Genomic DNA, 26,878 nt, shown 5'->3' with positions numbered 1-26,878 from the left:
GTATCCAACAGGAGGAGATCCGAATGAATGTTTTGGTAACCGGCGGTGCCGGCTTTATTGCTTCCCATCTTGTAGACGAGCTCATCGCGCTTGGGCACGCCGTCCATGTGGTGGACAACCTGTCGACCGGACGGGAAGAGAACCTGAACCCCCATGCTGTGCTTCATCGCATGGACATCCGGGACGACCGGCTGGCGGACGTCTTCCGTGAGGTAAAGCCGGAGGCGGTGTTCCATCACGCCGCTCAAATCGACGTCCAGACTTCGCTCAAGCAACCGCTCCTCGATGCCGAGATCAACATTCTCGGAACGATCGCGATTCTTGAGCAGTGCAGGGATTACGGGGTCCGCAAGCTGATCTATGCCTCCTCGGCCGCCGTCTACGGAACGCCGGATTATTTGGGGGTCGACGAGAAGCACCCGGTACGGCCTCTTTCCTTCTATGGCATTTCCAAGCATACGCCGGAGCATTACATCCAGGCCTTTGCCGCCCTTTGCGGTTTGGATTATACGATTTTGCGCTATGCCAATGTGTACGGAATCCGCCAGGATCCGAAGGGGGAGGGCGGCGTCATCTCCATCTTCGTGGACAAGCTTTTGCGGGGGGAACGCCCCCTTATCTTCGGAAACGGGGAGCAGACGAGGGATTTTATTTATGTAAAAGATATCGTGCGCGCCAATCTCGCGGCCTTAACCCAAGGAAGCGGCGGCCTGTACAACGTCAGCTGGAACGAGCAGACGAGCGTGAACCGGCTTCTCGACGTCATGTGCGGGCTGAGCGGGCGTGACTTTAATCCGGTTTACGGCCCGGCTCGTCCGGGGGACATCGAACACAGCCGCCTCGACAACCAGGCCGCCTTGGACGGCCTGGGCTGGAAACCGGTGTATCCGCTGGAGGAGGGACTCAAGGAAACCCTGGCTTACTACGAGCGCTTGTACTCCCGCCAGGCGATGTAAGACCCGCGCACTGAGAAGATACGTTTTGTAGCAAGTTGGTTAATTAATTTTATTGAGGTAACCGCCTGCGGCATCGAGGTGTACGTAGTTCAGCTGCGAGGCCGCCTTGGCCGCTCCGGCATCCTTGCGGGTGCTGACCGAGAACACCTTCAGGCCTCCCTGCTGGGCGAGCTGAAGCTGTTGAACCCGCTGCTTCATCCATTCGTTCTGCTTCCAGGTGGACCTCCAGTCCTCCCACAGGAAACCGTCCAGATAGGGCAGCGAGTATGGCAAGGTATCGAAGCCCCGGTTCTGGATCAGGGTAAGCGCGGGAAACTTCGTGGACGTCTCCTGGAGGAAGCCCCGGTAAGCCTGGCGGATTTCGGTCTGCACCTTTTGGTCAGTCAGGCGGTCGTCCATGTCCCCCACCGTATCGAGAAAAATCCCGTCCAAGCCTTTACCGGCGATCGAGCTCCGGATTTCCTCAAGCAGGACGGTGCGGTAATGGCGGCTTCGCAGGTCCATCAGATAGGAGTTCCACTCCGCGAATCGGATTTTTTGACCGTTGTTGAGCAAATAATCGCCGGCTTGGAGCTTGGTCATGCGGGCTTGGTTCCACACGGGGGACTCCATCACGGAAAGATAGCCGATCACGAGGGTGCCGGCCTTCCGGATTTCCTGGATTTGGCCGGCGGTAAATTGATGAGGCTCGATAATGACGAGATTTTTACGCTTTAACTGGGCCATTCGCTCCGGGGTAGCCTCGCCGTAGTAGATGGTATAGGAGTTCACCTGCTGAAAAGGGCCGGAGCCGTAGGTTTTGCCCTCTCCGAGGGCCAAGGCGGCAAGCAGGGAGGAGATCAACAGGGCCGTTTTTAATCGTCTTGGGGTCATCCTTTCACGGGCCTTTCGCAATAGTTTAAGAAACCTGTAAAGAGATTATCGGCATTCCGATACTTATCATGTAGTCCATTCGAACCGCGATCGAATAAAAGGAGGAACACCATGAAGCGACTGGCGATTGTAGACGACGACGTCATCCTCCTGACCTTTCTTCAAAGCCTTTTTGAAGAGAGAGGGTATGAGGTAACGGTCTTTAGCGATTCCGAAGAGGCTCTGCAGTCCTTGGAGGACAACTGTCCTGATGCGGTCCTGACCGATGTGCTCATGCCGAAGCTGAGCGGCTTCGAGCTCTGCCGGAAGCTGAGGGCGGCGGAAGCCTTCGGCAAGGTGCCCATCTTCCTGATGAGTGCCAAGCATTCCATAGGCGAGCTGTCCAAATCGATGATGGCGGGGGCGGACGAGTATATCATCAAGCCCTTTCAGCCGGAGGAGCTCTGCCTCAAGCTGGAACAGGTCTATAAGCGAAAGAACAACCCGATCAGAATCAAGCCGAACGAAGGATAAGAGGTGGAGGGAGTTCATTGATTTACCGGCAGAACCGCAAATGGCTGGCCTGGGTCGAGGCTGCCGTTATTTACGGGGCGGCAGCCTTCTGGCTGATTACGTACGACGTGCCCTGGCTGCTCTGGTCGCCCAATCCGTTTCTCTTCGTCGTCCTCTACTTTGCGCTTCGTTACGGGAACCGGGTCGGCATCGCCGCCGCCGCAGGAGCTTCCGCCCTGCACCTGGCCTCCTTTCTCCAGGAAAACGGGGACTGGTACGGCCTGTTCGACCGCTGGGAGAACAGCAAATGGTTCATCTCCTACTGGGGGATCGCCTTGTTCGTGGGACACGTAGCGTCCGATCTGAGGTTCCGCTATGCGGTCCTTGCCGACGAGCAGGAGGAAACCAAGGAGCACCTCGCCAAGGTGGAAGAGAGCTATGGAGACCTGATGAAGGTCAAAACGGCGCTCGAAAACAAGGTCGTCGGCGCCCAGGAAAGCTTGTTTACCCTTTACAAAATAGCCAGAGCCCTCGATTCCGACAACTCTGAGATTATTTTCACCGATGCGGTCCGGCTGTTCAAGGATTTGATCAAAGCCGGCTCGATCGTCATCTACCGCATGAGTCCTTCCGGAGATCTCCTGAGGCGTAAAGTATATTTTGGCGGTGAGATTACATATCCCGCCACCGTCTTCCTGGACCGTCCTTCCGTCTATGCCCGTGTATGCTCGGAGCGAACGATTCAGCTCCGCATGGAGAACGAGCCCGCCGATTCCCCTATGCTCGCCGGACCGCTTCTGGACGAAGAAGGGAAGGTGATTGCGGTGATCGGGCTGAACGGCCTCGATTTCGCGGCGATGAACCGGCATACCGTGGATTTGTTTCGCCTTATCCTGGTGTGGATGGGGGAAAGCTGCGTCAAAGCGTTCCGCCACGAGCAGCTGGGCCATGGCGACCGGTATTTCCCAGGTACTCATGTCATGAGGCCGGAAGCCTTCTATGCGAAGCTTAACGAGGAAACGCTCAGGGCCGAGGACTTTGATCAGGAGTTCCTGCTGCTGCAAATCCCGGTTGATTTCGGTGCCATGGAGGAAATAGCGGCGGTCCGGGAAGTGGACCACCTGATGAAGCAGACGCTTCGCAGCGGGGATGAAATGGCGTACGACGCCTTTCGCCGGGAGCTGCTTTATTTGCTGCCCGCCACTTCTCCCGAGCTCGCCTCGCGGATTGAGGAGCGGATCCGCAGCCGGTTCAGCGAAGGAGGGCTTGCCCCATGAGGAGCTCCCGAAGGGAACGCTACCGCGAGCTCCCGAAGCGGAAATGGGCTCTGCCGGCAGCCAGCCTCGCGCTCGGCCTGCTGGACGGAGGACAGCTGGTCTTTTTCCTGAACCACTGGGACGGGGGCGCCGGATTGGCATTCGGACTGGCCGTTCATTTTCTGCTCAGCGGGCTGCATATGGCGATCTATCGTTCTTTTAAGCTCAAGCTCGCCGACCGGATCAGCTCTTCCTGGCTGCATACGGCCGTACTGTTTCTCCCGGGTGCGGGATTTCTGGCCGCGGCTCTCATCCTTACTCTTCTGTTTCTTACCCGCTACCGGGAGGATTTCTACGAGGAATACAAGGAGTACGTCTACCAGGAGGCGCATTCTCTTGAGACTTATTCCATCAATGTCGAGAAGGAATCCAACCGGGTTCCGTTCCGGGAGATTCTAATGAGCGGGGAGCATACAGGGAAGAAAGAAGCCCTCTTCTCGCTGCTCCAATACGAGGGCGAGAACAAGGTGCAGCTGATTCAGGAAGCGCTTCGTGACGACGATGCCGAGGTGGTCCATTATGCCGCCACTGGCTTGAACTATATGAATGAACAATTTGTGCGCCGGATCAAAATCGGCATCCGGCAGGTTCAAGGACCGGGCGGAAGCTCCTTGGAAAGCTGGAGGGATCTTCTGCAGACGTATCGGCAGTATCTTGAAAGCCGGCTTCTGACGGAGGAGCTGGCGCTGGAGGTCCGCGAGGCTTACCGCCAATGGATCCGGCTCGCCCGGGAGAAATATCCGCAGGAGACTTCCTTCCTGGCGGAGCAGTGTTATCTGCACCGCTCGGAGGGGCGCTTCTCCGACGCAACCCGGGAAGCCGCCAAGCTCGCGGACTCCAAGGAATACAGCTACCTGGCCCAGCTGACTAAGGCCGAGCAGCTGTTTGCCGAGGGCCGGTGGGAGGCTTTGAGGGAATTCTGCGGCGGCTGGTGGGAGTCCGGAGCCTCCATTCCGGAGGAACACCGCTCCGCCGTGGAATTTTGGAAGGAGTTGACCGATCAAGGTGTCCCGCAAAACGATTACCTTCTTAAGCGTTACCGTTAGCTTTCTTCTGCTCGGCATCTTTCTGCAGGCCGCCCGCATCTCGGACCTTCCCCATCTTTCCAAGGCCAAGCTGGTCTACAAGGAGACGGCGTTCCCGGTAACGGATGCGGTTTATGGGAGCCTTCCGGCCGGAAGTCCGCTTGGCCTGTACTTATACGGAGATCCGTCCGATGCGGAAAGCAGGAAGGCGATGGCCAACCTGGAAACGGCGCTTTCCCTGGCCAAGCTGGACCACAAGGAGATCGGAGCGGAGGGAATCCGGGAACTGAAGCCGGACCCTTGGACGGTGCTTCTGCTTATGGGCGAAGACATTTCCCGGGTGGACCGGGCCGCGGTCGAGTCCTTTGTCCGGCAAGGGGGGCGTCTTGTGGTCGGCACCCGCTTCTATGCGCCGGAGTGGGACCGTATGCTCGGTATCGCGGATAACCGCGGATTCCGGGAGGGGGCCATGCACGGCATCCGGTTCGACAAGCCCCTGTTCCCCGGCTATTTGGACCTTCCGTCCAACAATGTCGTCTTCTCCAACAGCGTGCTGGATGTGCAGCTGGCGCCGGAGTCGGTTCCTTACCTCTCGTCCGAGGGGACTCCTCTTCTTTGGACGCACGTTTACGGACAGGGCAAGGTGGTCTTCTGGAACTGGACGAGCAGCACCCAGAAGCTGGGACGGGGGCTTCTCGTCCAGTCGATCGGCCTTGCGTCGGAGAGCTTTGTGTCGGCCCAGGTGGCTTCGCGCAGCTTGAACATCGACGACTTTCCTTCTCCGGTTCCGGACAGCGACAACCCTTTGGTCCGCCAGGAATACGGCCTGAGCACCCAGGATTTCTACGAACGGGTGTGGTGGGAGGACATGACCCGGTTTGCCAAAGTATACGGCTGGAAATACACGGGGCTGCTCATCGGCAACTACCAGAACCAGACGGACTCTCCGCTGCCTGCTCTAACGGATGATTACGCGGAAACCATTCCCTACTTCGGAACGAAGCTGATCGGAATGGGCGGGGAGCTCGGGCTGCACGGGTACAACCATCAATCCTTGGTTACCCGTGGGGAGCCGGTCGATCCCGACCTGGGCTACCGGCCCTGGCAGAGCGAGCCGGCCATGGAAGAGGGGCTCGTTCACTTGAACGACCTCGCCAAGAAGCTGTTCCCGGGGCACGAGCTCAAAACCTACGTTCCCCCCTCCAATGTCTTGAACCGGACCGGTAAGGAGGCGTTGGCCCATGCCGTGCCGTCGCTTGCCATTCTAAGCTCCCTGTACGATGCGGACGGTCAGCCGGGCTACCTGGAACAGGAGTTCGGAAGAGATGCCGAATTTCCCCAATTGTTCAACTTTCCCCGGGTATCCTCGGGATATGCCATGGACCCCGCCATCCGGTTCTATATTGCCGATGTGGTCGCGAATTTCGGACTGGTGAATCATTTCGTCCATCCGGATGACGTCCTCGATGCCCACCGTTCCCAAGGCAAAGGGTGGAAGGCCTTGAGCGAGCCGTTCGAAAAATGGATGGCCACGCTAAACCAGACCTATCCTTATTTGCAGCCGCTCACGGTGAGGGACGCGGTCAAGAAATTTTCCCTGTACCAGGATGGCCGCGTAGAGGTCCGGTACAGTAACGGCACCATCGCCATCCAGGCGCGTCAAGAGCTTGTCCCCATGCATTATACCGTCCGGATCCCGGAAGGAAAGCGTCCCGAGGTGGCCAAAGAAGACGGCGTGCTGACCCGGCTCGAAGCCGGCAACGGCCTGTGGCATCTCGAGGCCCGCAAGCCTGCCGTGACCATTGCCTTAAAGGAAGGAAAGCCATGAAAATCGTTTTGTTGGTCGAAGGAAGCTACCCTTACGTATCGGGAGGAGTCGCAAGCTGGATCCAGATGCTGGTCTCTTCCATGCCGGAGCATGAATTCGAAATCGTAGCCGTTTCTTCTTCCCGCAAAGAGGTCTCGGGCTACAAATACAAGCTGCCCGGTAACCTGACACGGATTCACGATATCTTCCTGATGGATTACCTGGAGCTGGAGGAAGGGAAGCGGCCCCGCCTGACCAAGGAGGAGGCGCGCGCCTGTCTGGACTGGTTCGCTTTCCGGGAGGGATCCGAGGCGGCGCTTCCCCTGATCGGGGATCCCTCCCGTCTGGGAAGCCCGATAGCTTTCATGAAGAGCGAGATTTTCTGGGAATTTCTCGTGGATTCCTATACGAAAGAGATGCCCGGCTATTCCTTCAACGCTTATTTCTGGGCGTGGCGGTCCATGTATCTGCCCGCCGTTTTTCTTCTGCAGCAGGTTTACCCGACGGCCGATCTGTACCACTCCGTTTCCACCGGCTATGCCGGGCTGATCGCGTCAAGCCTTAGGATGAAGCACGGCACTCCCTTTCTGCTTACCGAGCACGGGGTCTATGCGAGGGAGAGGGAGGAAGAAATTCTGCAGTCGGCCTGGGTCGACCCGCCGTTCAAAAAAAGATGGATCGACTACTTCTATCATCTGTCCAAAGGGGCTTACCGGGCCGCCGACCGGACCATCTCCCTGTATGGCGGAACCCACCGGATCCAAAGGGAGCTTGGCGTGCCGGAGGAGCGGGCTCTCGTCATCCCGAACGGCATCGATTACGACCGGCTCTTCCGGCTGCCCCGTGAGACCGGTGAGAGCGGGAGGATGATCTTCGGGGCTCTGGTGAGGCTGGTGCCGATCAAGGACATTAAGACGCTCTTGTATGCGGCCCGTCTCGCCTGCCAGGATATCCCGCATATGCAGCTGTGGATTATGGGGCCGACGGACGAGGATCCGGATTATTACCAGGAATGCCTGGCACTAACGAGGAATCTGGGCCTCGAAGGAGTGGTCACCTATACGGGGAAGGTTCCGATCGACGAGTACCTGCCGAAGATCGACGTCCTCATCCTGAGCAGCATCAGCGAAGGGCAGCCGCTTGCCGTGCTGGAAGGCATGGCGGCGGGTGTTCCGTGGATCTGCACGGATGTCGGCAGCTGCCGGGAGCTCCTCGAGGGACGGGACGAGCACGATGCGGGCATCGCCGGCTACGTCGTACCTCCCGTTAATCCCGAAGCGATGGCCCGCATGATGATCAAGATGGAGAAATATCCGCAGGAGCGCCTCTACATGGGGCAAGCGGGCCGCCGCCGGGTCTCGTCCTTCTACCGGATCGATCAATTTATTGAGGCATATCGAAAGCTGTACAGCGAGGTGGTGACCTGATGGCGGGGATCGGCTTTACCCTTCAGAAGCTTTTTCGGGAGGATTATTTGTCCCTCCGGGTTCGCGCATACGCGTATGCCTCCTTTATTGCGGCAGGCCCTTGGATTCTGTCCGTCGGAAGCATCGCCCTGATCAATTTCCTGCTGCAGCGGCTTGGAGGCGTGGACGATGCCGAGCGGCAGCTTTTTGTCGTCACGGTGTCGTATTGCTTTATCTTCTCCCAGATTCTGTCCGGGGGATGGCAGCTCAGCGTCATCCGGTATTTGGCGGATCATTTCTACCTCAACCGGCTGGAGGTGGTGACCCCGACTTTTACGGGCATCTCCCGGCTGGTACTGGCGTTGTCGGCCGTGGCTTCCGTAATTTTCTTCTGGAATTCTCCGCTGCCGATGCTGTATAAGTTGGGAAGCGCAGCTGTCTTTATGCTGATCGGGCAAATTTGGCTCGCGATGATCTTCCTGACGGCGGCCAAGAGCTACAAGATCATCTCCCTCGCCTTTCTGGCGGGAGGAGCGGTTTCCGTCGGAGGGGTGCTCCTGCTTCTTCATCATCCCCTTCCTTTTGCCAGTCATGGACAAGCCACGAATCTTCTTCTCGGCTTCGGTCTCGGAATTGGCGTAACGGCCACAATGCTGGCGTTGGTCCTGCTTCGTTCCTTTCCGGCTCGGGAGGAGTCCAATCCGTACGGCTTTCTGCATTATGTCGACAAGTACCCTTCCTTGCTCGCCGTCGGCTTCTTCTATAACCTGGGGGTTTGGATGCACAACTTGATCATCTGGCTTGGGCCGTCGGGCGTGCGGATCGAGCGGACGTTCACTTACAGTCCCCTGTACGACAGCTCCGTTTTCCTGGCGAACCTGACGATCATTCCGTCCCTTGTGCTGTTCGTCGTATCCGTGGAGACCCAATTTTACGACAAATACAAGGTGTTCTACGGCTACGTTACGAACGGAGGGACGCTCGACATGATCAAACGGGCCAAGACCCGCATGACCGAGGTGCTGTGGAGGGAACTGTACCGGGTGACCAAAATCCAGGGCATCCTCACGCTGTTTTTCCTCATCGCCTGCCAGGCGCTGCTGGAACGGCTCGGGCTGCAGAAAACGATGATCGACATCGTCCGGATGTCCGCCCTGGGGGCGCTGCTCGGCTCCCTGATGCTCATCAACATCCTCATCATGCTCTATTTTGAGGACCGCAAGGGAGCGGCCTGGACGGCCGGGATCTATTTCGCACTCATAACGGTCCTTACCATCACCCTGCTTCCGCTCGGCATCGATTATTACGGCTTCAGCTATTTCCTCGGCGGGGCCGGGGCGTACGCGTGGAGCGGACTCCGGCTCTTGCGCTTCCTCGAGCGGATTGAGGTGCACACCTTCATCTCCCAAAGCATCCTGTACCGGGAGGTCCGGGGGTGGTTCACCCGGCTCGGCGAGAAGGCTTACCGCTGGTTCTAGACTTGAAGAGGAGAGAAAGCGCCTTGTCCGTTACCGATTGGAAAACGGGGGCGCTTTTTAGTACACTTTGAGAAAAGGAGGGATGCCGCATGACCCGCAAATATTTTACGCCCGAAGAGGCCAACGCTCTGCTCCCGTCCGTCAAGCAGGATTTGGAGAAGCTTCAGCAGACGAAACGGGAGTTCGAGCTTAAATACCGCGAGCTGCAGCAGCTGAAGGAGAACACGACCTACGCTTCGGTGACCGGCGAGGATTCATTTTTCGAGCAGGAATGCGAGCTTGAGTTTATGCAGATCGAGGCGAAGAGCCTAATCGACAGCCTGGGGATGAAGGGGGCGGAGATCAAGGACATCGACCGCGGGTTGATTGATTTTCCGGCCCGGATCGGCGGAGAGGACGTCCTTCTGTGCTGGATGCAGGGAGAGGAAAGCATCCGCTATTATCATGGGGTAAGCGACGGATTCGCGGGGCGGAAGCGGCTTGATTCCTAGAAGCCGCAGTCGTTTGGACGGGAAAGGAAGTGCAGGGTTGTCTAGGAAATTCGGGATTCGGAGCCGGATCCTTGGTCTAGTTGTGCTGCTCTTAGGTATAACGTTGGGGGCGTTTGCGTCCGAAGTGTCCGCCCATGCCGGGCTCACCAAGGCGGTTCCCGAGGCCGACAGCCAGATGGAGGAATCGCCGCCCCGGGTAGAGCTTACCTTTAACGAACGAATCGAAGAGAAGCTGTTTACCCTGAAGGTGATTGACGAGATAGGGCGCTCGGTCACCCCGAACAAGCCGGTTATCAACTCCACGCATACCTCCCTTACGCTGGATCTGCCCCAGCTGCACAAGGGCATCTATGTGGTGAGCTATCACGTGATCTCGGCGGACGGGCACCCGGTGGACGGCAGCTACGTGATCACCGTCGGCCCGCCGCGGGGCGCTTCCTCTCCGGACCATGCGGCTCACGAAGCCCATGAATTGAGCTGGTCCATGTCCCCCGGCGAGTTCTTCAAGATGGCTTCGCGCTTCTTTTATTACGCCGCCTTGCTTGCGATGACCGGATTCGTGCTGTGGATGACTCGGTTCCGCGAAGGAAGCCGGGAAATCCGGGACCGGATGCGGCAGTGGTCGCTTGGCCTGCAGCGCGTTCATCTGATTTCGCTCATGCTGCTCATCTATACCCACTATGCCGATCTGCTTGGGGAGGATGGAGGGCTTCAGGATCTTACGGGTCTCTTTACCGGAACGACGGTAGGGCTGTCCTGGCTGGCCTCGCTTGCCCTGTCTCTTCTGGGATTCGTGCTTCTTCACCGGAAGCCTTGGCTGAATTTATTGTGGGTGGCCGCCCTCATCGGAGTCAAAAGCGTCAACGGCCACGCCATGGCGTTCGAGCCGCAAGGCGTACTGGTGCTTCTGGACGCGGTGCACCTGGCGGCGGCCGCTCTTTGGGCGGGCGGACTCGTGGTCACGGTGGCCTTCTGGAAGCAGAAGGGGTTCCTGCTTCTGTTTCTGAAGCGCTTCTCCCGGGCCGCGCTGGGATCCATTCTGCTGCTGGCCCTTACGGGCGTTCTGTCGACGTTCCTGTTCCTGCCGAAGATCAGCTACGTGCTTTACTCGCAGTGGGGCATCCTGCTGCTGGTCAAAGCAGGGCTCGTGGTGATGATTGCCGTTACCGGTGCGCTGATCCGTTCCTCTCTTCGCAAGAGAGGAGTGAATGGGGCGGGGGTCTTGCTGAAGGTGGATCTTTCCTTGATGGCCGTCATTCTGGGAGTGGTCGCCCTGCTGACGTATCTCGCCCCCGTGCCGCCCAATGAACCGTTAGCGTGGCACGTAATGGGCACGAAGCAGCACATGAGCGCCAAGATCACGCCTAATATCCCGGGCACCAACACCTTCACGGTGAAGGTATGGCTTCCCGAGCAGATGGGCCCGCCCAAGCAGGTTATCCTGAGAATGATCAACAACGACGATCCTTCCATCGCCCCGATTGTAGTGCCGGTAAAGCCCTATGACGACAAGGAAATCGACACCTCCTTCGATATGAAGCGTTACAGCTACAAAGCCGAAGGTCCCTATCTTCCCTTCCCGGGAAGCTGGACCGTGCAGGTCCGTGTGCTCGACAGCCAGGACGACGAAATCCCCTACGAGAAGATTATGAGGGTTTATTGATTGCCCCCATGGGATTGACAGAGTCACCAACGCGTTATATACTGCTAAGCAGGTAGAAGTGAATCGGTTAGGCGGAGCCCAAGAGAAAGCCCTTACCCGTACTCGCAATTCTCCTTACCTGGGAGAAGTGTGTTTACTGCGGTGGAGGGCTTTTTGTATTCCGTCCGGCCGGCGCTGGAGGAAGCCGGAAAGTGGAGCGGCGTTCTGCAGCGGCTATTGGGTGACGAATTATAATGTTGGAAGCAGGCGGAGACGAGGAGAGCTTGCTTTGAAGCGGGGGTCCCTTTGGATAAGGGGGGCTTCTGATTCAAGGCAGGCTTTTTCCTTTTTCATTTTAACTAGTGAAGGAAAGAGGGAGAATCATGACAGCAGCATTTTCAGCAGAAAGCCGGGCCGTTAAGCTAAGGGAGATGGCATCGGAGCCGCTTGACCTGTTGGTGATCGGCGGGGGAATTACCGGGGCGGGCATCGCCCTGGACGCGGCCGAGCGCGGACTCCGGATCGGGCTTATCGAGAAGAATGATTTCGGATCGGGCACGAGCAGCCGTTCCACGAAGCTGATTCACGGAGGATTGAGGTACCTGAAGCAGGGCGAGGTCAAGCTAGTCCAGGAGGTGGGACGGGAACGGACCATCCTCTATAAGAACGCCCCGCATCTTGTCATTCCCGCCCCGATGCTTCTTCCCATCTACAAAGGGGGAACCTACGGCTATTTTATGTCGTCCATCGGGCTGTACATTTATGACTGGCTGGCGGGAGTGGCCCGCAAGGAACGCCGCAAGATGCTTAACCGCAGCGAAACGATCAAGAGCGAGCCGCTTCTCAAAACGGAAGGGTTAAAGGGCGGCGGCCTGTACTTCGAGTACCGGACCGATGATGCCCGGCTTACTCTCGAAATCATGAAAACGGCAACCCGGCGCGGAGCCCAAGCCGTCAATCACACGGAAGCGGTCCAGTTCCTTTACAAGGACGGCAAGGTGGTGGGAGTTGAGGTGCGGGACCGCATCAGCGGGGAAACCTGCGAGCTTTATGCCAAGCATATCGTCAACGCCGCCGGTCCTTGGGTCGACGATGTCCGCCGGCTGGACGGCTCCATGCAGGGCAAACGCCTGTTCCTGACAAAAGGCGTCCATTTGGTCATCGATCAGGCCAAGCTTCCGGTTAAGCAGGCGGCCTACTTCGATACGCCGGACGGCCGGATGGTCTTTGTCATCCCTCGCGGGACAAGCACCTATGTGGGAACGACGGATACCGCTTATGACAAAACCATCGAAACCCCAAGAACGACCGAAGAAGACAGGGATTACCTGCTCCGCGCCGTCAACAGCATGTTCCCGTCCGTGAAGCTGACGGTTAAGGACGTCGTCTCGCACTGGGCCGGCCTGCGTCCGTTAATTTACGAGGAAGGCAAAGGCCCTTCGGAGCTTTCGCGCAAGGATGAGATCTTCCATTCGCCTACCGGGCTGATTACCATTGCGGGCGGGAAGCTGACCGGCTTCCGCAAGATGGCCGAGAAAGTGGTCGATCTGGTGGGAGAGAGATTGTATGCGGCCGAAGGGAAACGGCTGCCGGGCTGCTCCACCGATAAGATCGTTATCAGCGGAGGAGAGAACCAAGGGAAAGGAAGCTTTGCCGACTGGAAGAAAGAAATGCTGGCTGTCGGGACCGGGAAAGGCGTCAGCCGGGAGACGATGCAGGAATGGATCGATACTTACGGAACCGGTGCTATGACGATCGTCGACAACTTCACCGCGGATGCCCCGAACGCCCGGTCCCAGGCCCATCGCGAGCTGTACGCGCTGATCAAGTACGCCATTGAGTGCGAAATGACGGTTACGGCTGTTGATTTTGTCCGGCTGCGCACCGGCTGGTCCTACTTCAAGCTTCCTAAGGCACAGAAGCTGCGCGGGGAGGTAGTCGCCATCATGACGGAGCAGCTCGGCTGGAGTGAGGCTCAAGCGGCGGAGCAGGAGCAGGAGCTGGATACCCTTTTCGGGAATATTCAAGAGCTGCCGGGCAGTGATAAGGAATTGGAAATGCACCGCGTGCCGGAGGCCAAGCAAGCTGGAAGAAGGAAACCGGCTGCAGCGGCAAAAAGAGCTTAAATAAGACGAGAACGACCAAACCCAACCGTTATATGCATGGGATCCCTGTGTGTGTAACGGTACTTTGGTCGGAAATTGCATGAATTTGTAAAATAAGTTAACGATATGGTATAATTATTAATTTTTCTTGACAGAAAAAGGGTCATGTGTAATACTTGGAAGAAGAAAGCGCTTCATTTGCAACCATTGATATAGGCCAAGTACCGGGTGGAGACTATGAGAAAACCCTGGAACACGGCAAAGCATCGCCTCCTGTAGGCTTGTTTTGCTTACGTTTCTCGGCTTTTTCCTAGTCTCCTTTTTGATGTGCGCAGGCAAGGAATGGCAGGCGGATGAGCTGCTGGGGCTTACTAAGAGAGGGGAAAAGGAAATGGCAATGAAGAAATGGTTTGCCGGCATGACGGCGGCCGCACTAGTGATGGTAACGGCCGGCTGCGGCGGCGGAGGAACGAAGGATACGGCAGCGGAGCCGTCTGCGGCTCCCGTTGTAGAAGATACGACACCGGTTACCATCCAATATTGGCACGCGCATGCGGAAGCCCAAATGGCCGGACTGAACTACATGATTGACGAGTTCCAGAAGAAATATCCTTACATCAAGGTAGAGCCGGTGTTCCAGGGGGCCTATACCGATCTGCAGAAGAAGCTGCAAGCGGCTATCGCGGCTAAAGATGTTCCTGCGGTCACCAACGTCGAGGTTTCGGCGGTAGCGAATTTTGCGGACAGCGGAGCGTTTGAGGAACTCACGCCTTACATCAAGCGTGACAAAATCGATATGAACGACTTCTCCAAAGGAATGCTTCAAGCTTACGCTTATAACAACAAGCAGTACGGATTCCCGCTTATCGTGAGCACGAGTGTAATGGTTTACAACAAGACGCTCTTTGACAAGCTCGGCGTCAAGCCGCCGGAGAAATGGAGTGATATCGAAGATTTCAACAAGAAGGTAACGGTGAAGGAAGGCGGCAAAACGACTCGTTACGCATTCTCCGTTCCAGGCTGGGATACCTGGTACTACGATCCTTGGATTTCGAACGGCGGCGGAGCCATTCTTACGCCGGACGGCGAGAAGACCGCTCTTGACCAGCCGGACAGCCAGCGCTGGATCCAGAACTTCAAGAAGTGGATCGACGACGGTTCGCTTATGATGGGCTACGGCAAAGGGGCTTCGGACACGATGCGCCAAATGTTCCTCGAAGAGAAGATCGGAATGGTTCAGCATACTTCCGCCGTTATCAAAACCTATCTGGAAAATGCGAAATTCGAAGTCGGCGTCTCCTTCATTCCCGGCGACAAAGAACGCAAGTCCCACATCGGCGGAGCGGGAATTGTCATGATGAGCGGGGCCAAGAAAGAGCAGAAGGAAGCCGCTTGGAAGTTTATCCAGTTTATGACCGAAGCCAAGAACAACGTAAAATGGGCCGAATCGACCGGCTACCTGCCGACTCATAAGTCCGTCGTGACGTCCGAAGAGGGCAAAGCTTTCTTCCAGAAATATCCGCAGTACAAAGCCGTATTCGACAACTTCGATAACGTAGGTCCTCGTCCTCAGCATCCGGGTTATCCGGAAATGAGCGCCGTCTACAAGGAAGTTGTTGGGGAAATGGCTTTGAACGGCAAAGACCCGGTTCCGCTTCTTAAAGATTCCATCAAGAAGATGAACGATATTCTGTCCGAGTACTAATCTTTTGACCAAAGGAGAATGGGAATGAATCAACCTGCAGCCAAGACTATTCCGGCGGTACGGACCTCCGGGAGCCTGCGCCGCCGCCTCGAAGGTTTTAAGGACTTCGCATTCGCGCTGCCGGCTTTGGCCTTCCTGTTCGCGTTCGTGTATTATCCGCTTGTCTATTCCGGGTACCTCAGCTTTACCAACTGGAACATGACCAAACCGACGAAGAAATTCGTCGGTTTGGAGAATTACACGAAGCTTCTTACGGATGAGCTGTTTTACAAGGTTTTGCGCATCACCTTTACGTACACGATCCTGGATGTTGCCTTGACCCTGATTCTGGGGTTGGCGCTGGCCCTCTTGTTCAATGTGGCTAGCCGAACCTTCAACTTCATGAGAGCCGTTATTTTTATGCCTTATTACATCTCTATGGTTATCGTCTCGATGGTCTTTCTATGGATCTTTAACACCCGGTACGGGCTTCTGAACGTTTTAGTGACGAAACTCGGCTTCGAACCGGTGCAGTGGCTCCAAAATCCGAAAACCGCCATGTGGGCGCTTGTCGTAGTAGCCGTGTGGAAAGGACTCGGATTCGCCATGCTGATTTTCGTGGCCGGCCTTAGAAGCATTCCTCTTGAATATTACGAGGCGTCGAGTATTGACGGGGCGAGCAAGTTCCGCCAGTTCCTGCAAATCACCCTGCCGCTTCTTTCGCCGACTACGCTGTTCCTTGTGGTGACTCATTTCATTTCGTCCATGCAGGTGTTCCAGTCAGTCGACATTCTGACCAACGGCGGACCTCTCGAATCCACAAAAGCGATGGTTTACTGGATTTACGAAATGGCGTTCGTCAACTTCAAGACCGGCCGCGCTTCGGCGCTGGTTATCATTTTCTTCTTTATCATTGTCGTGCTTACGATGCTGCAGATGTACGTATCCAACAAGAAAGTTCATTACGAAGGGTAGGGGAGACCGGTTGAATGCAAAATCGTTAGGAAAATCGACCCGTCTGCTCGCAGCCGCCATCGTGACGCTCATCATGTTCTTCCCGGTTTATTGGATGCTGGTGACTTCACTGAAAACCTCGGCGGAGCTGAGGCTTGCGGTGCCTACGTTCTGGCCGGAACAATTCATGTGGGGCAACTATCTGGACGCCTTGAAGGCGGCTCCCTTCGGACGGTATGCCGTAAACACCATTGTCCAAACCGCAGGCATTCTTCTCCTGCAGATCAATATTGCGATTCTTGCGGCTTACGCTTTTGCGAAGGGCCAGTTCTGGGGCCGCGACAAGCTGTTCATTCTGGTTCTGGCCGCGCTCATTGTGCCGGACCAAGTGACCTTCGTTCCGATTTACGTCATGATGTCGAAGCTGGGCTGGATCGATTCGTTTTACGCCCTGATCATTCCTCACGCGGCTTCCGCCTATGGCATTTTTCTATTAAGGCAGACCTTCAAGTCGTTGAATAACGACGTGCTCGAGGCGGCCCGCGTGGATGGAGCCAACCGGCTTCAGTCGCTGTACCGCATTCTGGTGCCGATGGCCATGCCTACGGTATCCACTCTTGTCGTGCTGAGCTTCATTCACAGCTGGAATTCTTACTTCTGGCCGCTGATCATGACGAACTCGAACGACATGCGCGTCTTGACGGTCGGGATTGCCATGATGAGAGACTCGATGGCGGGCAACGAAGCCCTTAATTTCCATCTTCTGATGGCGGCCAGTGTCATGATCATCAGCCCGATCGTTCTGGTTTTCATTTTCGCCCAGAAATACATTGTTGCCGCTATGGCCAACTCGACGTTCAAATAGGAGGATTTACGGATCATGAGCAAGACGAAACCGCTCGTCATCGCCCACCGGGGTGCGGCCGGCGAAGCGCCGGAGAATACGCTGGCCTCCTTCAAGCTGGCGTTGGAGCAAGGATGCGACGGGTTTGAGCTGGATGTTCACTTGTCGAAGGACGGGCAGATCGTCGTGATCCACGACCCCACGATCAAGCGCACCACGAACGGCCAAGGAGCGGTAGCCTCCCTGACCTTGGAAGAACTCCGGCAGGTTGACGCAGGCTCCTGGTACGGAGAAGCGTTCACCGGAGAACGGATTCCTACCCTGGAAGAGGTCTTTGATCTGGCACCAAGCGATCTACTGATCAACGTAGAGATCAAAGGGGGAATCGGGGAGGGCATGGAGGAAGCTCTTATAGAGCTGATGCGTCGCAAGAACCGGGTGGAATCGGTTGTGGTATCCTCCTTTGATTTCAAGACGCTGGCCGCTCTTAAGCGGCTGGAGCCGGCGGTTCGGGTCGGGCTGCTGTACAACAACCGGCTGAGTCATCATTGGAAGCTTCCGGAAGCGGCCGGGGTCGAAACCTACTCTCTGCACATGCACCTGCGCGGGCTGGATGCCGAGGATGCGCGGGATGCCCAGGAGCATGGCTACGCGCTTTACCCATGGACCGTGAACGAGGAAGAGAAGATGCGCCAGGCGGTTTCCTACGGAGTGGACGCCATCATTACGGATTATCCGGGAAGGCTTCGTACCATTCTGGAGGAGCAGGGATGAGACAATCGGTGAGAAGAGTCCGGAGTCAGACCTTGGTGCTGACAGCCGCTTTGATGATGTTGGCAGCGGGATGCGCATCGCAACCCTCCGCTCCAGCGGGTTCTGCTGCACCATCCGCCAAGGCAGCGGCCGCCGCTCCATCGGCGGCGGCCGTCTCCCCAAGCCCGGGAAGCGACGCCATTACCCAGCAGGAGGCGGGCATCAAGATCCGGGTGGAGATGAAGGAGATTGCTTCCTTTCTCTCCATGAGCAAAGAAGGACCTATCATCCCGGGACTGATGCAGAATGCCGTTCCTCAAGGATTGGCATACGTGCCGGCCCAGAAATGGCTGGTCGTTTCGTATTACCGGGACAAATCTAAGGCGAGCTTCTTGTCTATTCTGGATGAGACGACCGGCAAGCTGGTTAAGTCCGTCATGCTCCAAACAGAGCCAGGCAAGGCTTATACCGGCCACGCCGGAGGGGTAACGTTCAGCGGGAAGCATCTTTGGATCTCCTCCGACGGGTATCTGTATCAGCTTAAGCTCGAGGACGTCGTTAACGCGAAGGACGGCGATGCCGTCGTGTTTGCGGGAACGGTCAAAACGGAAGTCCGTTCGTCCTTCTCCGCTTATTCGGACGGCATTCTCTGGGCGGGGGAGTTCGCTTACGGCAAGGATTACCCGACGAGCGAGACGCATTATATGGACAATCGGGAAGGCAAGCAGCATAAAGCCTGGGTCGTCGGTTACAAGCTCGATCCCGCCACAGACCTGCTCCCGGCAGGGAAGAAGGCGGAGGCGAACGGAGTGGTGACGCCCGACTACATTCTGTCGATCCCGGATGCGGTTCAGGGAATGGAGATCAACAAGGACCGCGTGATCCTCAGCAGCTCCTATAACCGGAATAACCCGGGGGTGCTGCTGAAGTACGCGAATCCGCTAAGCGGCACTCCGCAAAAGAAGGTCAAAATTGGATCCGCCGAGGTTCCCGTATGGTTGTTGGACGGCCAAGCGAAGCAGGCGGAGCTGATTTCCCCGCCGATGACGGAAGGAGTGGCCCATACTCCGGCCGGCCTCTATGTCTTGTTTGAGTCGGGGGCGGCCGCTTACCGGTCGAACGGGGCTTACCCGCTGGACCATCTGTATCTTGTGAACTGGAAACAATAGTAGGGATGGGGAGCCGGCGGCTCCCCTTTTTGCGTTTTATTGGAGCCCGTCGTGTAAACGACGGGTTTTTTGGTGCAGCTATCCCTTTAGCAAGCAGGATATCGAGAGTTGAGGTCGAATAGGATTTTATTTAACTATGACTTGCCCGGGGGAATTACATAAACGGTGGCGACATTAAAAGAACTCTTACTTCAGCTGTTTGTTATGCTAATACCTTATGTTGCTTTTAACATTTTTTATCTAAGTAGTAACCAAGCGGATTTACGAAGGTTTGTCACCGTGATAAGTGTTCTTTGCTTATTTCTGTCGATGAGCATGCACAGTACCATCGATGACGGCATCTATTTGGATGGAAGATATGTGCTCATGTATTTCGGTCTTGTTTTTGGCGGGATACCGACCGGATTCATTCTGCTTTTGGAATTTATGGTTTTTCGCTTTTCCCTTGGTGGATCAGGTTTGTTGTCCGCCTTAATCTCCACATCACTAACATTTCCGCTCTCGATCTATTCCAGCCATCTCTACCACAAGATAAAGAACAAAGCCATTATTACGGTTACCACGGGTATACTTTGTTGTTTTATACCTACTTGTGTTCTTATCTCCATTTACCCCACGGCTGTTAAAGAAAACTTTCTCATTAAAATAGTATTTGTTGCTGTTCAAAATGGAGTGGGAATCTGGCTTCTTACGAGTCTGTTTGCAAAGTCCATATCCGATAGGGAAATGTCCTTTCGGTACGCCCAGACCGAAAAGATTGAAGCGGTCAGCCAGGTTGCCGCATCTTTGGTTCATGAAGTTCGTAACCCGCTAACAGCGGTTAAAGGCTTTTTAAAATTAATCTATGAGGCACCTCTCCCGAGAGAGAAGGTGATGCAGTACATTGACATAAGCATGGAGGAGATTGCTCGTACGGAAGCTATTTTATCCGATTACCTTTCGTTATCGAAGCCTCTCTCCCAAAATGTAGAAAAGTTTGACCTCTCTTCCCATCTTCAATCGGTTGTCGAAGTGCTTATGCCTTTTGCCAATATGAATAATGTTGTTTTGAAAATGGAGATTCATGTAAATGGCGTATGGATAAACGCGAACGGGGATAAGGTCAAACAGGCACTTCTTAATTTAATTAAAAACGCCCTTGAAGCGTGTACACCTAATGAAGACGGATTGGTCACCACAAAACTTACCGTGCAAAACGGAGAAGCCATATTAATCGTTAGCGATAACGGAGTGGGAATGACAAAGGAAGCGGTAGAACGGCTAGGATCGATCTATTATTCCACCAAATCAAACGGTACGGGACTCGGCTTAACCTTCTCCTATCAGGTTATTCACGACCTCGAAGGTACCGTCAAGGTAAACAGCGTACTTGGCGTTGGCACGTCATTTATTATTACAATACCGCTTAATTCAGACATAAACGACTAAGCATTAAAACCATCGAAACCTTGGGGGAAACCATAGCTTTCGATGGTTTTGTTTTTGCCAAATCACGTATTCAAGACGGTGTCCCACATCAAATGGTGTAACGCCACCAAAACCATGATGCCGTTAGTGATTGTTGCTTGCCCAAAAGAGTATGATAAAATAGACAATACAATAAGGAGATGGTCAAGATGACGTTGGGAAAAGCATTCCGATGCATGGTTGTCGGGTTTCTCTTTGCGGTGCTTGCCTTGGGTTTATTGCCTTTCCTTGCGGCTTATGAATTGTTTCAGCCTATTGGGTTAGGGGAAGGATTTCACGAGTATGTGCTTTCGCCATTGTATCAATTTGCAATTAATTTCATTGAACAGAGTAAGAGCTGATGCCAATACAAAACGCCTGTAATCCTTAAACGGATTACAGGCGTTTGTCTTTATTGAGCCGGTTTTCCTGTTAATGCTTGCTCAAACATACTGATAATAAATAAAAACCGCACTACTGTTCGGTATACGTGGTCGGCTAAGAGGGGGGATGTGTTGTCTTATTAAAATCACGAAGGCTGGCAACCGAAACACGGTCTTGGCCTAGAAATTGATCGAGAAGAGGCAAGGTTTGCGATCCTCGAGTCCGGCAAGCCGTCGCCCGCTTCCTTCCGCCCGGAGTTGACCCCGTACCCTAGCACAAAAAACGCCGTCCGAACCGGACGGCGTTTTCCTATTCTTCCTTCCAAGCCTGCGGATGATTGTCGCTAAGAAGCTCTACGGCGCTGGCATTGGCCTCGACCTGCGCCTCGTCCTTGCAGCCTGGAATGACCGCGGTGACCGCGTCATGCTTCAGGCACCAGGCGAGCGCCCACTGCGCCATGTTCGTGCCCTCCGGCACTTCGTTGCGCTGGATGTCCTCGACCTCCCGAAGCTTCTTGTCCACCTGCTCCGGGTCATGCCGGTGGCGGACGTCGCCCTCGCCGAATTTGGCGCCCGGCTTATACTTGCCGCTCAAGTAGCCGCTTGCGAGAGGGACGCGGGCGAGAACCCCCAGATCCTGCTCGATGCAGGAAGGGAAGACCCGTTCCTCCGGCTTGCGGTCCAGCCGGTTGTAAACCACCTGAATGGCCTCGGAGCCGATCTTCGAGGAAGCGGCGGTTTGATGCAGGTTGTCGTTGCTGCCGATGGATGTGCCGAGGTGGCGGATTTTGCCCGCCTGCACCTGCTTGTCCAGCAGCGTCCACAGCTCGTCGTTGTCAAAGGCGGCGTCCGGCCCCGAATGGAACTGATAGAGGTCGATGTAATCGGTCTGCAGCGCTTTCAAGGAGCCGTCGAGCTGCTTCAGCACCTGCTCGGGGGAATATTCATCGGTTCGCTTGAATTTGTCGTGAAAGTGATGCCCGAACTTCGTGGCCACTACCCAATCCTCGCGCTTGTCCTTCTGAAGGAAACCGCCGATCAGCGATTCGGACAGATGGTCCCCGTAGCATTCCGCCGTATCGATCAGGTTGATCCCGAGTTCCTTGGCGCGCCGGAGCACCCGGTCCGCCTCCTCCTGGGTAAAGGCCTTGCCCCATTCTCCTCCGAACTGCCAGGTGCCTACGCCTACAACCGACACCTTCATACCCGTTTTGCCAAGCCTGCGGTATTTCATGGATAGTCCCTCCTAGAAATATGGTTATGGTGATGGCATTTCCCTTTAACTTTAAACCTCGCGTCCCACCGGTGTCAAAAGGACCCATAGCCTTGTCTTGCCGCCGCCAGGCGGATGCCTTACAATGAGCCTGAGGAGAGTGAGGGAAGTGGCGGTTTGGATATGGGGGTACTTGGGCATACTGAATGCCGTGGCCTTCCTTATGATGTACAGCGATAAAAAGCGGGCCAAGCGCAAGAGGCGCCGCATCCCCGAGGCGAGACTGTTTCTGACGGCGGCCGTGGGCGGGGCGCTCGGGATCCTGCTCGGCATGAAGCAGTTCCGGCACAAAACGCTCCATGCTTCTTTCACGATAGGGGTGCCCCTGCTGCTATTCGTGAACGGAGTCGTCTTCGGTTATCTGCTCATGAAGCTGGCGGGCTGAGCGGCAGAAATTTCCGTCCAAATAAAGATTGCTTTTATAAAGAGAACGTGATATATTATCACTTGTCGCTAAAAGCCGTCGGGACGTAGCTCAGCTTGGTAGAGCACCTGGTTTGGGACCAGGGGGTCGCATGTTCAAATCGTGTCGTCCCGACCATTTTCAAGCCCTAGGCACATGCGGGTGTAGTTCAATGGTAGAACTCCAGCCTTCCAAGCTGGTAGCGTGGGTTCGATTCCCATCACCCGCTCCACTTTAAACTTAATAGCTCTACTTACGGAAGCTTCCTTCAGGGAGCTTTTTTGCTGTTTCCGGATTAATCTCCCGAGGCTTAGGAAACGAAGAGACAGGCCCATGTACCCATTCAACGGCAGAAAAATACAACTATAATACAACTAGACGCCCATAATCTGCAAACGCTTACCAATAGACGATAAAGGAGGAAGAAGAGGGTGCGAAAAAAGATTGCTTGGCCGCTCGCGGCCAGCCTGGCAGCCGCCTTGCTTGTCCAGGGTCCGTTCGACGTGACTTATGCCGGTTTAACGGGAGCCCCCGCGATCCCGGCTCAGGGACAGGAGAGGGGCAGCGCGCCGGACATCCGCCACTGGCTCAACCGGACGGCGGTGGTGCCGGAGGTGTCCGGCCCCCCGCAGGTCGACGGAAGGCTCGAGGAAGCGGTTTGGCAAACGGCGCCGGCGCTGGGGGATTTCGTCACGTTCTATGACAACCGTCCTGCCGGTCCCACTACCCAGGTTCAGGTCGCTTACGATTCCGGGAATCTGTATCTCGCGATAAAGGGGCAGGTATCCACGGATTCCACTCCCACACTTCTCGAGGAGATAGACGTTGTGGTTAAGCCGAGCGGCGATTCGGCGGACCTCTATCAAATTCCCATTCGTTTGGAGACCCAGAACGGAAAAAGTTATTTGACGGAGCTCGGTCCAGGTATCACCGTTCTGAAAGAGGAGGCGTTCTCTTGGGCGAAGGGCCAATCCGAAAAAGAATGGAAGGTGGAGGCCCGGATTCCGCTTTCCTCGCTCGGCGCTCCCGCCATTCAGCCCGGGGACGAATGGGGGTTCAATGTCCTCCGGTACCGCCATGGCTCCGAACCGGCCAGCTCCTGGGTTCCCGTGCGGCAGTCCTTCTTCGATGACCTGCCGGCCCGTTTTAAGCTCCAAGCGGCCGTCGGTGGCGAGAACCGGCTCGGCAGCCTGTCCTTCCGGGAGCTTCCGAAGCCAACTTCCTTCCTGCCGGAGCGAAAGAACGGCCCCTGGAAAGTAAGCCCCTGGAAGATGAGCAGCCTCCGCGTCCAGTATGACGGCTTCGCGGAGAAAACCTTGACGCTGCGCAAGGAGGAGGGAATCACCCCGGATTCCCTGGTTAAGATTCTTTGGCAGACCCCGAGCGGGAAAAGGACTGTTCTGGATACGCAATCAGAATTTTCTCAAGGGGAATGGGCCGTGCATTTCATTCATCCCGGAATGCTCGAGGCCGGGTTGTACCGGCTCGAAATCTGGGGAATCAACGAGACAAGCGGGCAGCTGCGCCGCGCCGTCCTGCTGCTTGACCGGGAGGATGCGATTGCCGCCGGGGAGAAGGCGGCGCGCCAGCCGGAGCCCGATAAGCAGGTAACGGAGGTGGTCTACGCGCCGGCCTCCGAGCCGGTTCAGAAGCTGATCGACCTTATTCCGGATAAGGTCGGGTTTATTTGGGCGGGCCTGCCCGACCATCCGGAGCTCCGTCCCTACCAGCTGTTCAATTGGAGCCCGGATAAACCGGATCAGCTGACGAGTCCCAAGAGTCCCCTTACTTACCCGAATCCGCTGTATCCAGAGGACAAGGTGTTAACCGCGGTGAACGCCCTTGGGCAAACCGTCGAATATCCCTACTACGAGGATTCGGAAGGAAGAAGGTATTTTCACACGGCCCACGTCTGGTTCAAGCAGAAGGAATATACGATGGCCCAGACCAAGGTCGTCGCGGCCAGCGATCCGCTTGGAGCCGCGCGCATGCTGTACCGGTTCGCCCAGGTTTATCCCGGCTATGTGCCGGTTCAGGACTATACCTGGTACAACTACCCCCTCGATGCCAAAGCGGGTCCTCCGAATCCGTATTGGGGCGGGGTGTGGACCCGCTGGTTCTACAATGACCTGGCCGCTTTGAGCAGCCTTTCGAACGCCTTCGCGGCCGTGGACCAAACGAATGCGTTTGCCCTTCTGTCCAAGGAGGTGGGAACGGATGTCCGGAAGCTGATTGTGGACAGCGTCTTCAAGCCCTCGGTTGATTTCAACCGGTCTTATGCCGTTCTGAATTCCAACGTCGATTACAACGTCTGGAAAGGACTTATTCAGATCGGCAATGACATTGGAGAACCGGATTACGTTCACGACGCCATCGAGCGTCTTGAAACCTATACCGCCAACAACCATTTGTTTGACGGGTTCTGGAAGGAAGTGACGGTTTCCTACCATAACCAAAGCACGAACGGGCTTCTCGCCAACCTGCAGCTGCTCGACGGGTGGAGCGATCCCGCCGGGTATATTCCTCCGAGAACCGGAACCGCCCTAAGCGAACTGGACGAAGCTTCCCGCTTCCCTATCCTCAACCGGTCGCGGGAAATCCCGAGGCTGACCGCCTACCCGAATGGCAGCACGCTTCCGATCCAGGACACGTGGGCTTCGGAGAAGGTCGCGAATCCCAATACGGGAGCCGGCTCGTTCCTGCTTCCGGCCTCCGGAATAGCCAGGCTGACGGCTGGCGAGGGAGTGAAGCAGTCGCAGCTCTATATGATGTTCGAGCCGAAGTACGGGCACGTTCATCACGATCCGCTGAACCTGACTCTTTTCGCGAACGGGCAGGAGCTGCTCCCGGATCTGGGGTATACCCATACGAAGTACCGGCAGTGGGCCACGTCGACCCTGTCTCATAACACGGTGGTGGTCGATGGCAAGGACGCGGTTTCCACCGATGCGGCCAAGCACGGCGGCAGCATCCGGACCTTCGCGGATTCGAAGAACGGGGTTCAAGTGATGCAGGCCAGTCAGGAGCCGGCGTACACCGGAGTTTCGCAATACATGCGGGAGCCCTGGTTCATTCCTTTCGCGGATGCCCCTGACGGGCAGGGATACGTCCTCGACCTGTTCCGGGTAAAAGGCGGCTCCCGCCACGAATACACGCTTCAGGGGGATGCCACGCGGGATGGCGAATTTACCACCTCTTTGCCCTTGAAGCCGTACGGCCCGTATCTGCTGCCTCCGGGAACCCCGGTCGTCGAACCGGAGCTCGAAACGGACAAAGGCTCGGCAGGCGGCGAGTATTACGGCTATCTATACGTGCGGGACGTCCAGAGCGCCAAGGTAGAAGACGGCCGATACGAGGTGGCGCTGAAGACGACGGCCAGCGGGCAGGAGACCGGGAGCCTGTTTATTCACGGGCTGACCGAGCCCGGGGAGAATGAACTCTTCCTCGGCCGTTCTCCCGACATTCGGAGCACCCGGCTGGATACGAAGAAAGACAGCAACGACCTCGTGGATAAGACCACCATGCCGAAGCTCGTGCTTCGGCGCGAGGGAACGAATCTGACCAGCACCTTCATCACGGCGCTGGAGCCGGCGGCGGCAGGAGCCCAAGGACGCATTCAGAGCGTCGAACGCCTCCAGGCGTCTCCTTCCGCGGAAGGAGATACCGCGGTAGCCGTTCATTACGGCGACACCACGGATATTATCCTCAGCTCGCCTCTTAATAACGGGAAACCTTTTGTCGTCGGCGATATGGAACTGACCGGTAAGCTGGGCTTCGTCCGCCTGGTGAATGGAGCCGTTACCGAGATGAAGCTCTTGGCTGGAACCACGCTGAAGAAGGGCAGCCGGATCGTGGAAGGCCAAGCCGCCAGCGGAACGATAGATGATGTCTGGCGGGCGGTGGAAGGAAAGCCCTATGACGCCTTCGTGACGAAGGCTGCCGTTCCTTCCTCCTTGGCGGGACGCACGCTCATCGTGACCCATCCCGACGGCACGGCACACGGCTACCGAGTGAAGGGAATCCGTAAGGAAGGGGAGGATACGCATCTGGTGCTCGACAACACGGATCCTGGCTTTACGATCACCAGCGAATCGGCCTCCCGCATGGTGTTCTATCCCTTTACCTCCTGGTCCGGCGAAACCCGTTTTGCCTTAACCGGACCTGCCGCACCATAAGTGAAAGCGGCCGCTATTTGCGGCGTGGTGTCAACGCCAATTGGATCAGCTATATGATTATCGCTTTTTCCCAAGACGAGGGGCGTTCTTCCTCAAGCAGGCGGCGGGTACCCCCGCCGCTTTATGCTTGAAGAGTGGCGGGGGAATCCCGTTCCTCCCAACCGCCTCTTTTTTTCACCAAATTTTCAGAAGCGGACCCGGTC

21 protein-coding genes, 2 tRNA genes and 1 pseudogene are annotated in these 26,878 nt (G+C 56.2%); 21 read left to right on the top strand and 3 right to left on the bottom strand.

The features are described from left to right. The first annotated feature begins 23 nt into the window (after positions 1-23). Complete coding sequence (locus MJA45_RS22040; RefSeq protein ID WP_315604048.1) at positions 24-956, top strand: NAD-dependent epimerase/dehydratase family protein; 933 nt, start codon at positions 24-26, stop codon at positions 954-956. A 39-nt stretch (positions 957-995) separates the two neighbouring features. Here the strand turns inward: MJA45_RS22040 and MJA45_RS22035 are convergent, their stop codons facing one another. After that, positions 996-1,829 (bottom strand): glycoside hydrolase family 191 protein, encoded by an 834-nt coding sequence (locus tag MJA45_RS22035; protein ID WP_315604047.1) that lies wholly within the window; start codon positions 1,827-1,829, stop codon positions 996-998. A 111-nt stretch (positions 1,830-1,940) separates the two neighbouring features. Between MJA45_RS22035 and MJA45_RS22030 the strand changes: the two genes are divergently transcribed. The 16 genes from MJA45_RS22030 (at position 1,941) to MJA45_RS21955 (ending at position 20,803) form a co-directional block, all read left to right on the top strand. After that, the gene (locus MJA45_RS22030; RefSeq protein WP_315604046.1) at positions 1,941-2,342 is read left to right on the top strand and encodes a response regulator transcription factor; all 402 of its coding nucleotides are present in this window, start codon (positions 1,941-1,943) and stop codon (positions 2,340-2,342) included. A 17-nt stretch (positions 2,343-2,359) separates the two neighbouring features. Continuing rightward, a complete protein-coding gene (locus tag MJA45_RS22025) occupies positions 2,360-3,598 on the top strand; it encodes a hypothetical protein (protein ID WP_315604045.1) in 1,239 nt (412 codons plus the stop codon). After that, the gene (locus MJA45_RS22020; protein ID WP_315604044.1) at positions 3,595-4,683 is read left to right on the top strand and encodes a hypothetical protein; all 1,089 of its coding nucleotides are present in this window, start codon (positions 3,595-3,597) and stop codon (positions 4,681-4,683) included. Before MJA45_RS22025 ends, MJA45_RS22020 begins: the two co-directional genes overlap by 4 nt. Continuing rightward, positions 4,643-6,490: a DUF2194 domain-containing protein gene (locus tag MJA45_RS22015; protein ID WP_315604043.1), complete on the top strand. Its 1,848-nt coding sequence runs from the start codon at positions 4,643-4,645 to the stop codon at positions 6,488-6,490. Before MJA45_RS22020 ends, MJA45_RS22015 begins: the two co-directional genes overlap by 41 nt. Then, positions 6,487-7,896, top strand: a complete 1,410-nt coding sequence (gene pelF, locus MJA45_RS22010) for a GT4 family glycosyltransferase PelF (RefSeq protein WP_315604042.1) — start codon at positions 6,487-6,489, stop codon at positions 7,894-7,896. The genes MJA45_RS22015 and pelF overlap by 4 nt, the downstream gene beginning before the upstream one ends. After that, on the top strand, positions 7,896-9,353 hold the full coding sequence (gene pelG, locus MJA45_RS22005) for an exopolysaccharide Pel transporter PelG (protein ID WP_315604041.1): 1,458 nt from the start codon (positions 7,896-7,898) through the stop codon (positions 9,351-9,353). The genes pelF and pelG overlap by 1 nt, the downstream gene beginning before the upstream one ends. 89 nt (positions 9,354-9,442) lie before the next feature. Then, the gene (locus MJA45_RS22000; protein ID WP_315604040.1) at positions 9,443-9,844 is read left to right on the top strand and encodes a DUF2203 domain-containing protein; all 402 of its coding nucleotides are present in this window, start codon (positions 9,443-9,445) and stop codon (positions 9,842-9,844) included. Positions 9,845-9,881: 37 nt separating this feature from the next. Beyond that, entirely contained in the window at positions 9,882-11,507 is a 1,626-nt protein-coding gene (locus MJA45_RS21995; protein WP_315604039.1) for a copper resistance CopC/CopD family protein, read from the top strand. A 362-nt stretch (positions 11,508-11,869) separates the two neighbouring features. Beyond that, positions 11,870-13,612, top strand: a complete 1,743-nt coding sequence (locus MJA45_RS21990) for a glycerol-3-phosphate dehydrogenase/oxidase (RefSeq protein ID WP_315604038.1) — start codon at positions 11,870-11,872, stop codon at positions 13,610-13,612. A 370-nt stretch (positions 13,613-13,982) separates the two neighbouring features. Then, the gene (locus MJA45_RS21985; RefSeq protein ID WP_315604037.1) at positions 13,983-15,296 is read left to right on the top strand and encodes an ABC transporter substrate-binding protein; all 1,314 of its coding nucleotides are present in this window, start codon (positions 13,983-13,985) and stop codon (positions 15,294-15,296) included. A gap of 18 nt (positions 15,297-15,314) precedes the next feature. Beyond that, positions 15,315-16,250, top strand: coding sequence for a carbohydrate ABC transporter permease (locus MJA45_RS21980; RefSeq protein WP_407083065.1), 936 nt, complete (start codon positions 15,315-15,317; stop codon positions 16,248-16,250). Between the two features lie 73 nt (positions 16,251-16,323). After that, positions 16,324-17,094, top strand: coding sequence for a carbohydrate ABC transporter permease (locus tag MJA45_RS21975; protein WP_315608080.1), 771 nt, complete (start codon positions 16,324-16,326; stop codon positions 17,092-17,094). 15 nt (positions 17,095-17,109) lie between these two features. Beyond that, positions 17,110-17,847, top strand: coding sequence for a glycerophosphodiester phosphodiesterase (locus tag MJA45_RS21970; protein WP_315604035.1), 738 nt, complete (start codon positions 17,110-17,112; stop codon positions 17,845-17,847). After that, on the top strand, positions 17,844-18,995 hold the full coding sequence (locus tag MJA45_RS21965; RefSeq protein WP_315604034.1) for a YncE family protein: 1,152 nt from the start codon (positions 17,844-17,846) through the stop codon (positions 18,993-18,995). Before MJA45_RS21970 ends, MJA45_RS21965 begins: the two co-directional genes overlap by 4 nt. Before the next feature lie 204 nt (positions 18,996-19,199). After that, a complete protein-coding gene (locus MJA45_RS21960; RefSeq protein ID WP_315608079.1) occupies positions 19,200-20,423 on the top strand; it encodes an ATP-binding protein in 1,224 nt (407 codons plus the stop codon). 188 nt (positions 20,424-20,611) lie between these two features. Then, on the top strand, positions 20,612-20,803 hold the full coding sequence (locus MJA45_RS21955; RefSeq protein ID WP_315604033.1) for a hypothetical protein: 192 nt from the start codon (positions 20,612-20,614) through the stop codon (positions 20,801-20,803). 50 nt (positions 20,804-20,853) lie between these two features. On the opposite strand, the pseudogene MJA45_RS21950 reads toward MJA45_RS21955, so the two are convergent. Both MJA45_RS21950 and MJA45_RS21945 read right to left on the bottom strand, forming a co-directional pair. Continuing rightward, positions 20,854-21,038: pseudogene (locus MJA45_RS21950) on the bottom strand (DUF2935 domain-containing protein); the annotation flags it as partial. A gap of 96 nt (positions 21,039-21,134) precedes the next feature. Further along, positions 21,135-22,058 carry an aldo/keto reductase gene (locus MJA45_RS21945; protein ID WP_315604032.1) on the bottom strand — a complete coding sequence of 308 codons (924 nt, stop codon included), beginning with the start codon at positions 22,056-22,058 and terminating at the stop codon, positions 21,135-21,137. A 124-nt stretch (positions 22,059-22,182) separates the two neighbouring features. Here MJA45_RS21945 and MJA45_RS21940 point away from each other — a divergent pair, with 124 nt between their 5' ends. The 4 genes from MJA45_RS21940 to MJA45_RS21925 all read left to right on the top strand — a co-directional run bounded on the left by MJA45_RS21940 (position 22,183) and on the right by MJA45_RS21925 (position 26,675). Further along, positions 22,183-22,482 (top strand): DUF1294 domain-containing protein, encoded by a 300-nt coding sequence (locus MJA45_RS21940; RefSeq protein ID WP_315604031.1) that lies wholly within the window; start codon positions 22,183-22,185, stop codon positions 22,480-22,482. 79 nt (positions 22,483-22,561) lie between these two features. Next, positions 22,562-22,638: transfer RNA gene (locus MJA45_RS21935), tRNA-Pro, on the top strand. A gap of 20 nt (positions 22,639-22,658) precedes the next feature. Beyond that, a tRNA-Gly gene (locus tag MJA45_RS21930) sits at positions 22,659-22,732 on the top strand. A 199-nt stretch (positions 22,733-22,931) separates the two neighbouring features. After that, positions 22,932-26,675 carry a heparinase II/III domain-containing protein gene (locus tag MJA45_RS21925; RefSeq protein ID WP_315604030.1) on the top strand — a complete coding sequence of 1,248 codons (3,744 nt, stop codon included), beginning with the start codon at positions 22,932-22,934 and terminating at the stop codon, positions 26,673-26,675. The last annotated feature ends 203 nt before the right edge of the window (positions 26,676-26,878 follow it).

It is taken from the genome of Paenibacillus aurantius, assembly GCF_032268605.1.
GTDB lineage: Bacteria > Bacillota > Bacilli > Paenibacillales > NBRC-103111 > Paenibacillus_AO > Paenibacillus_AO aurantius.
Note: the sequence above shows the minus strand (reverse complement) of the source record. Positions and strands in the feature narration are given on the sequence as shown.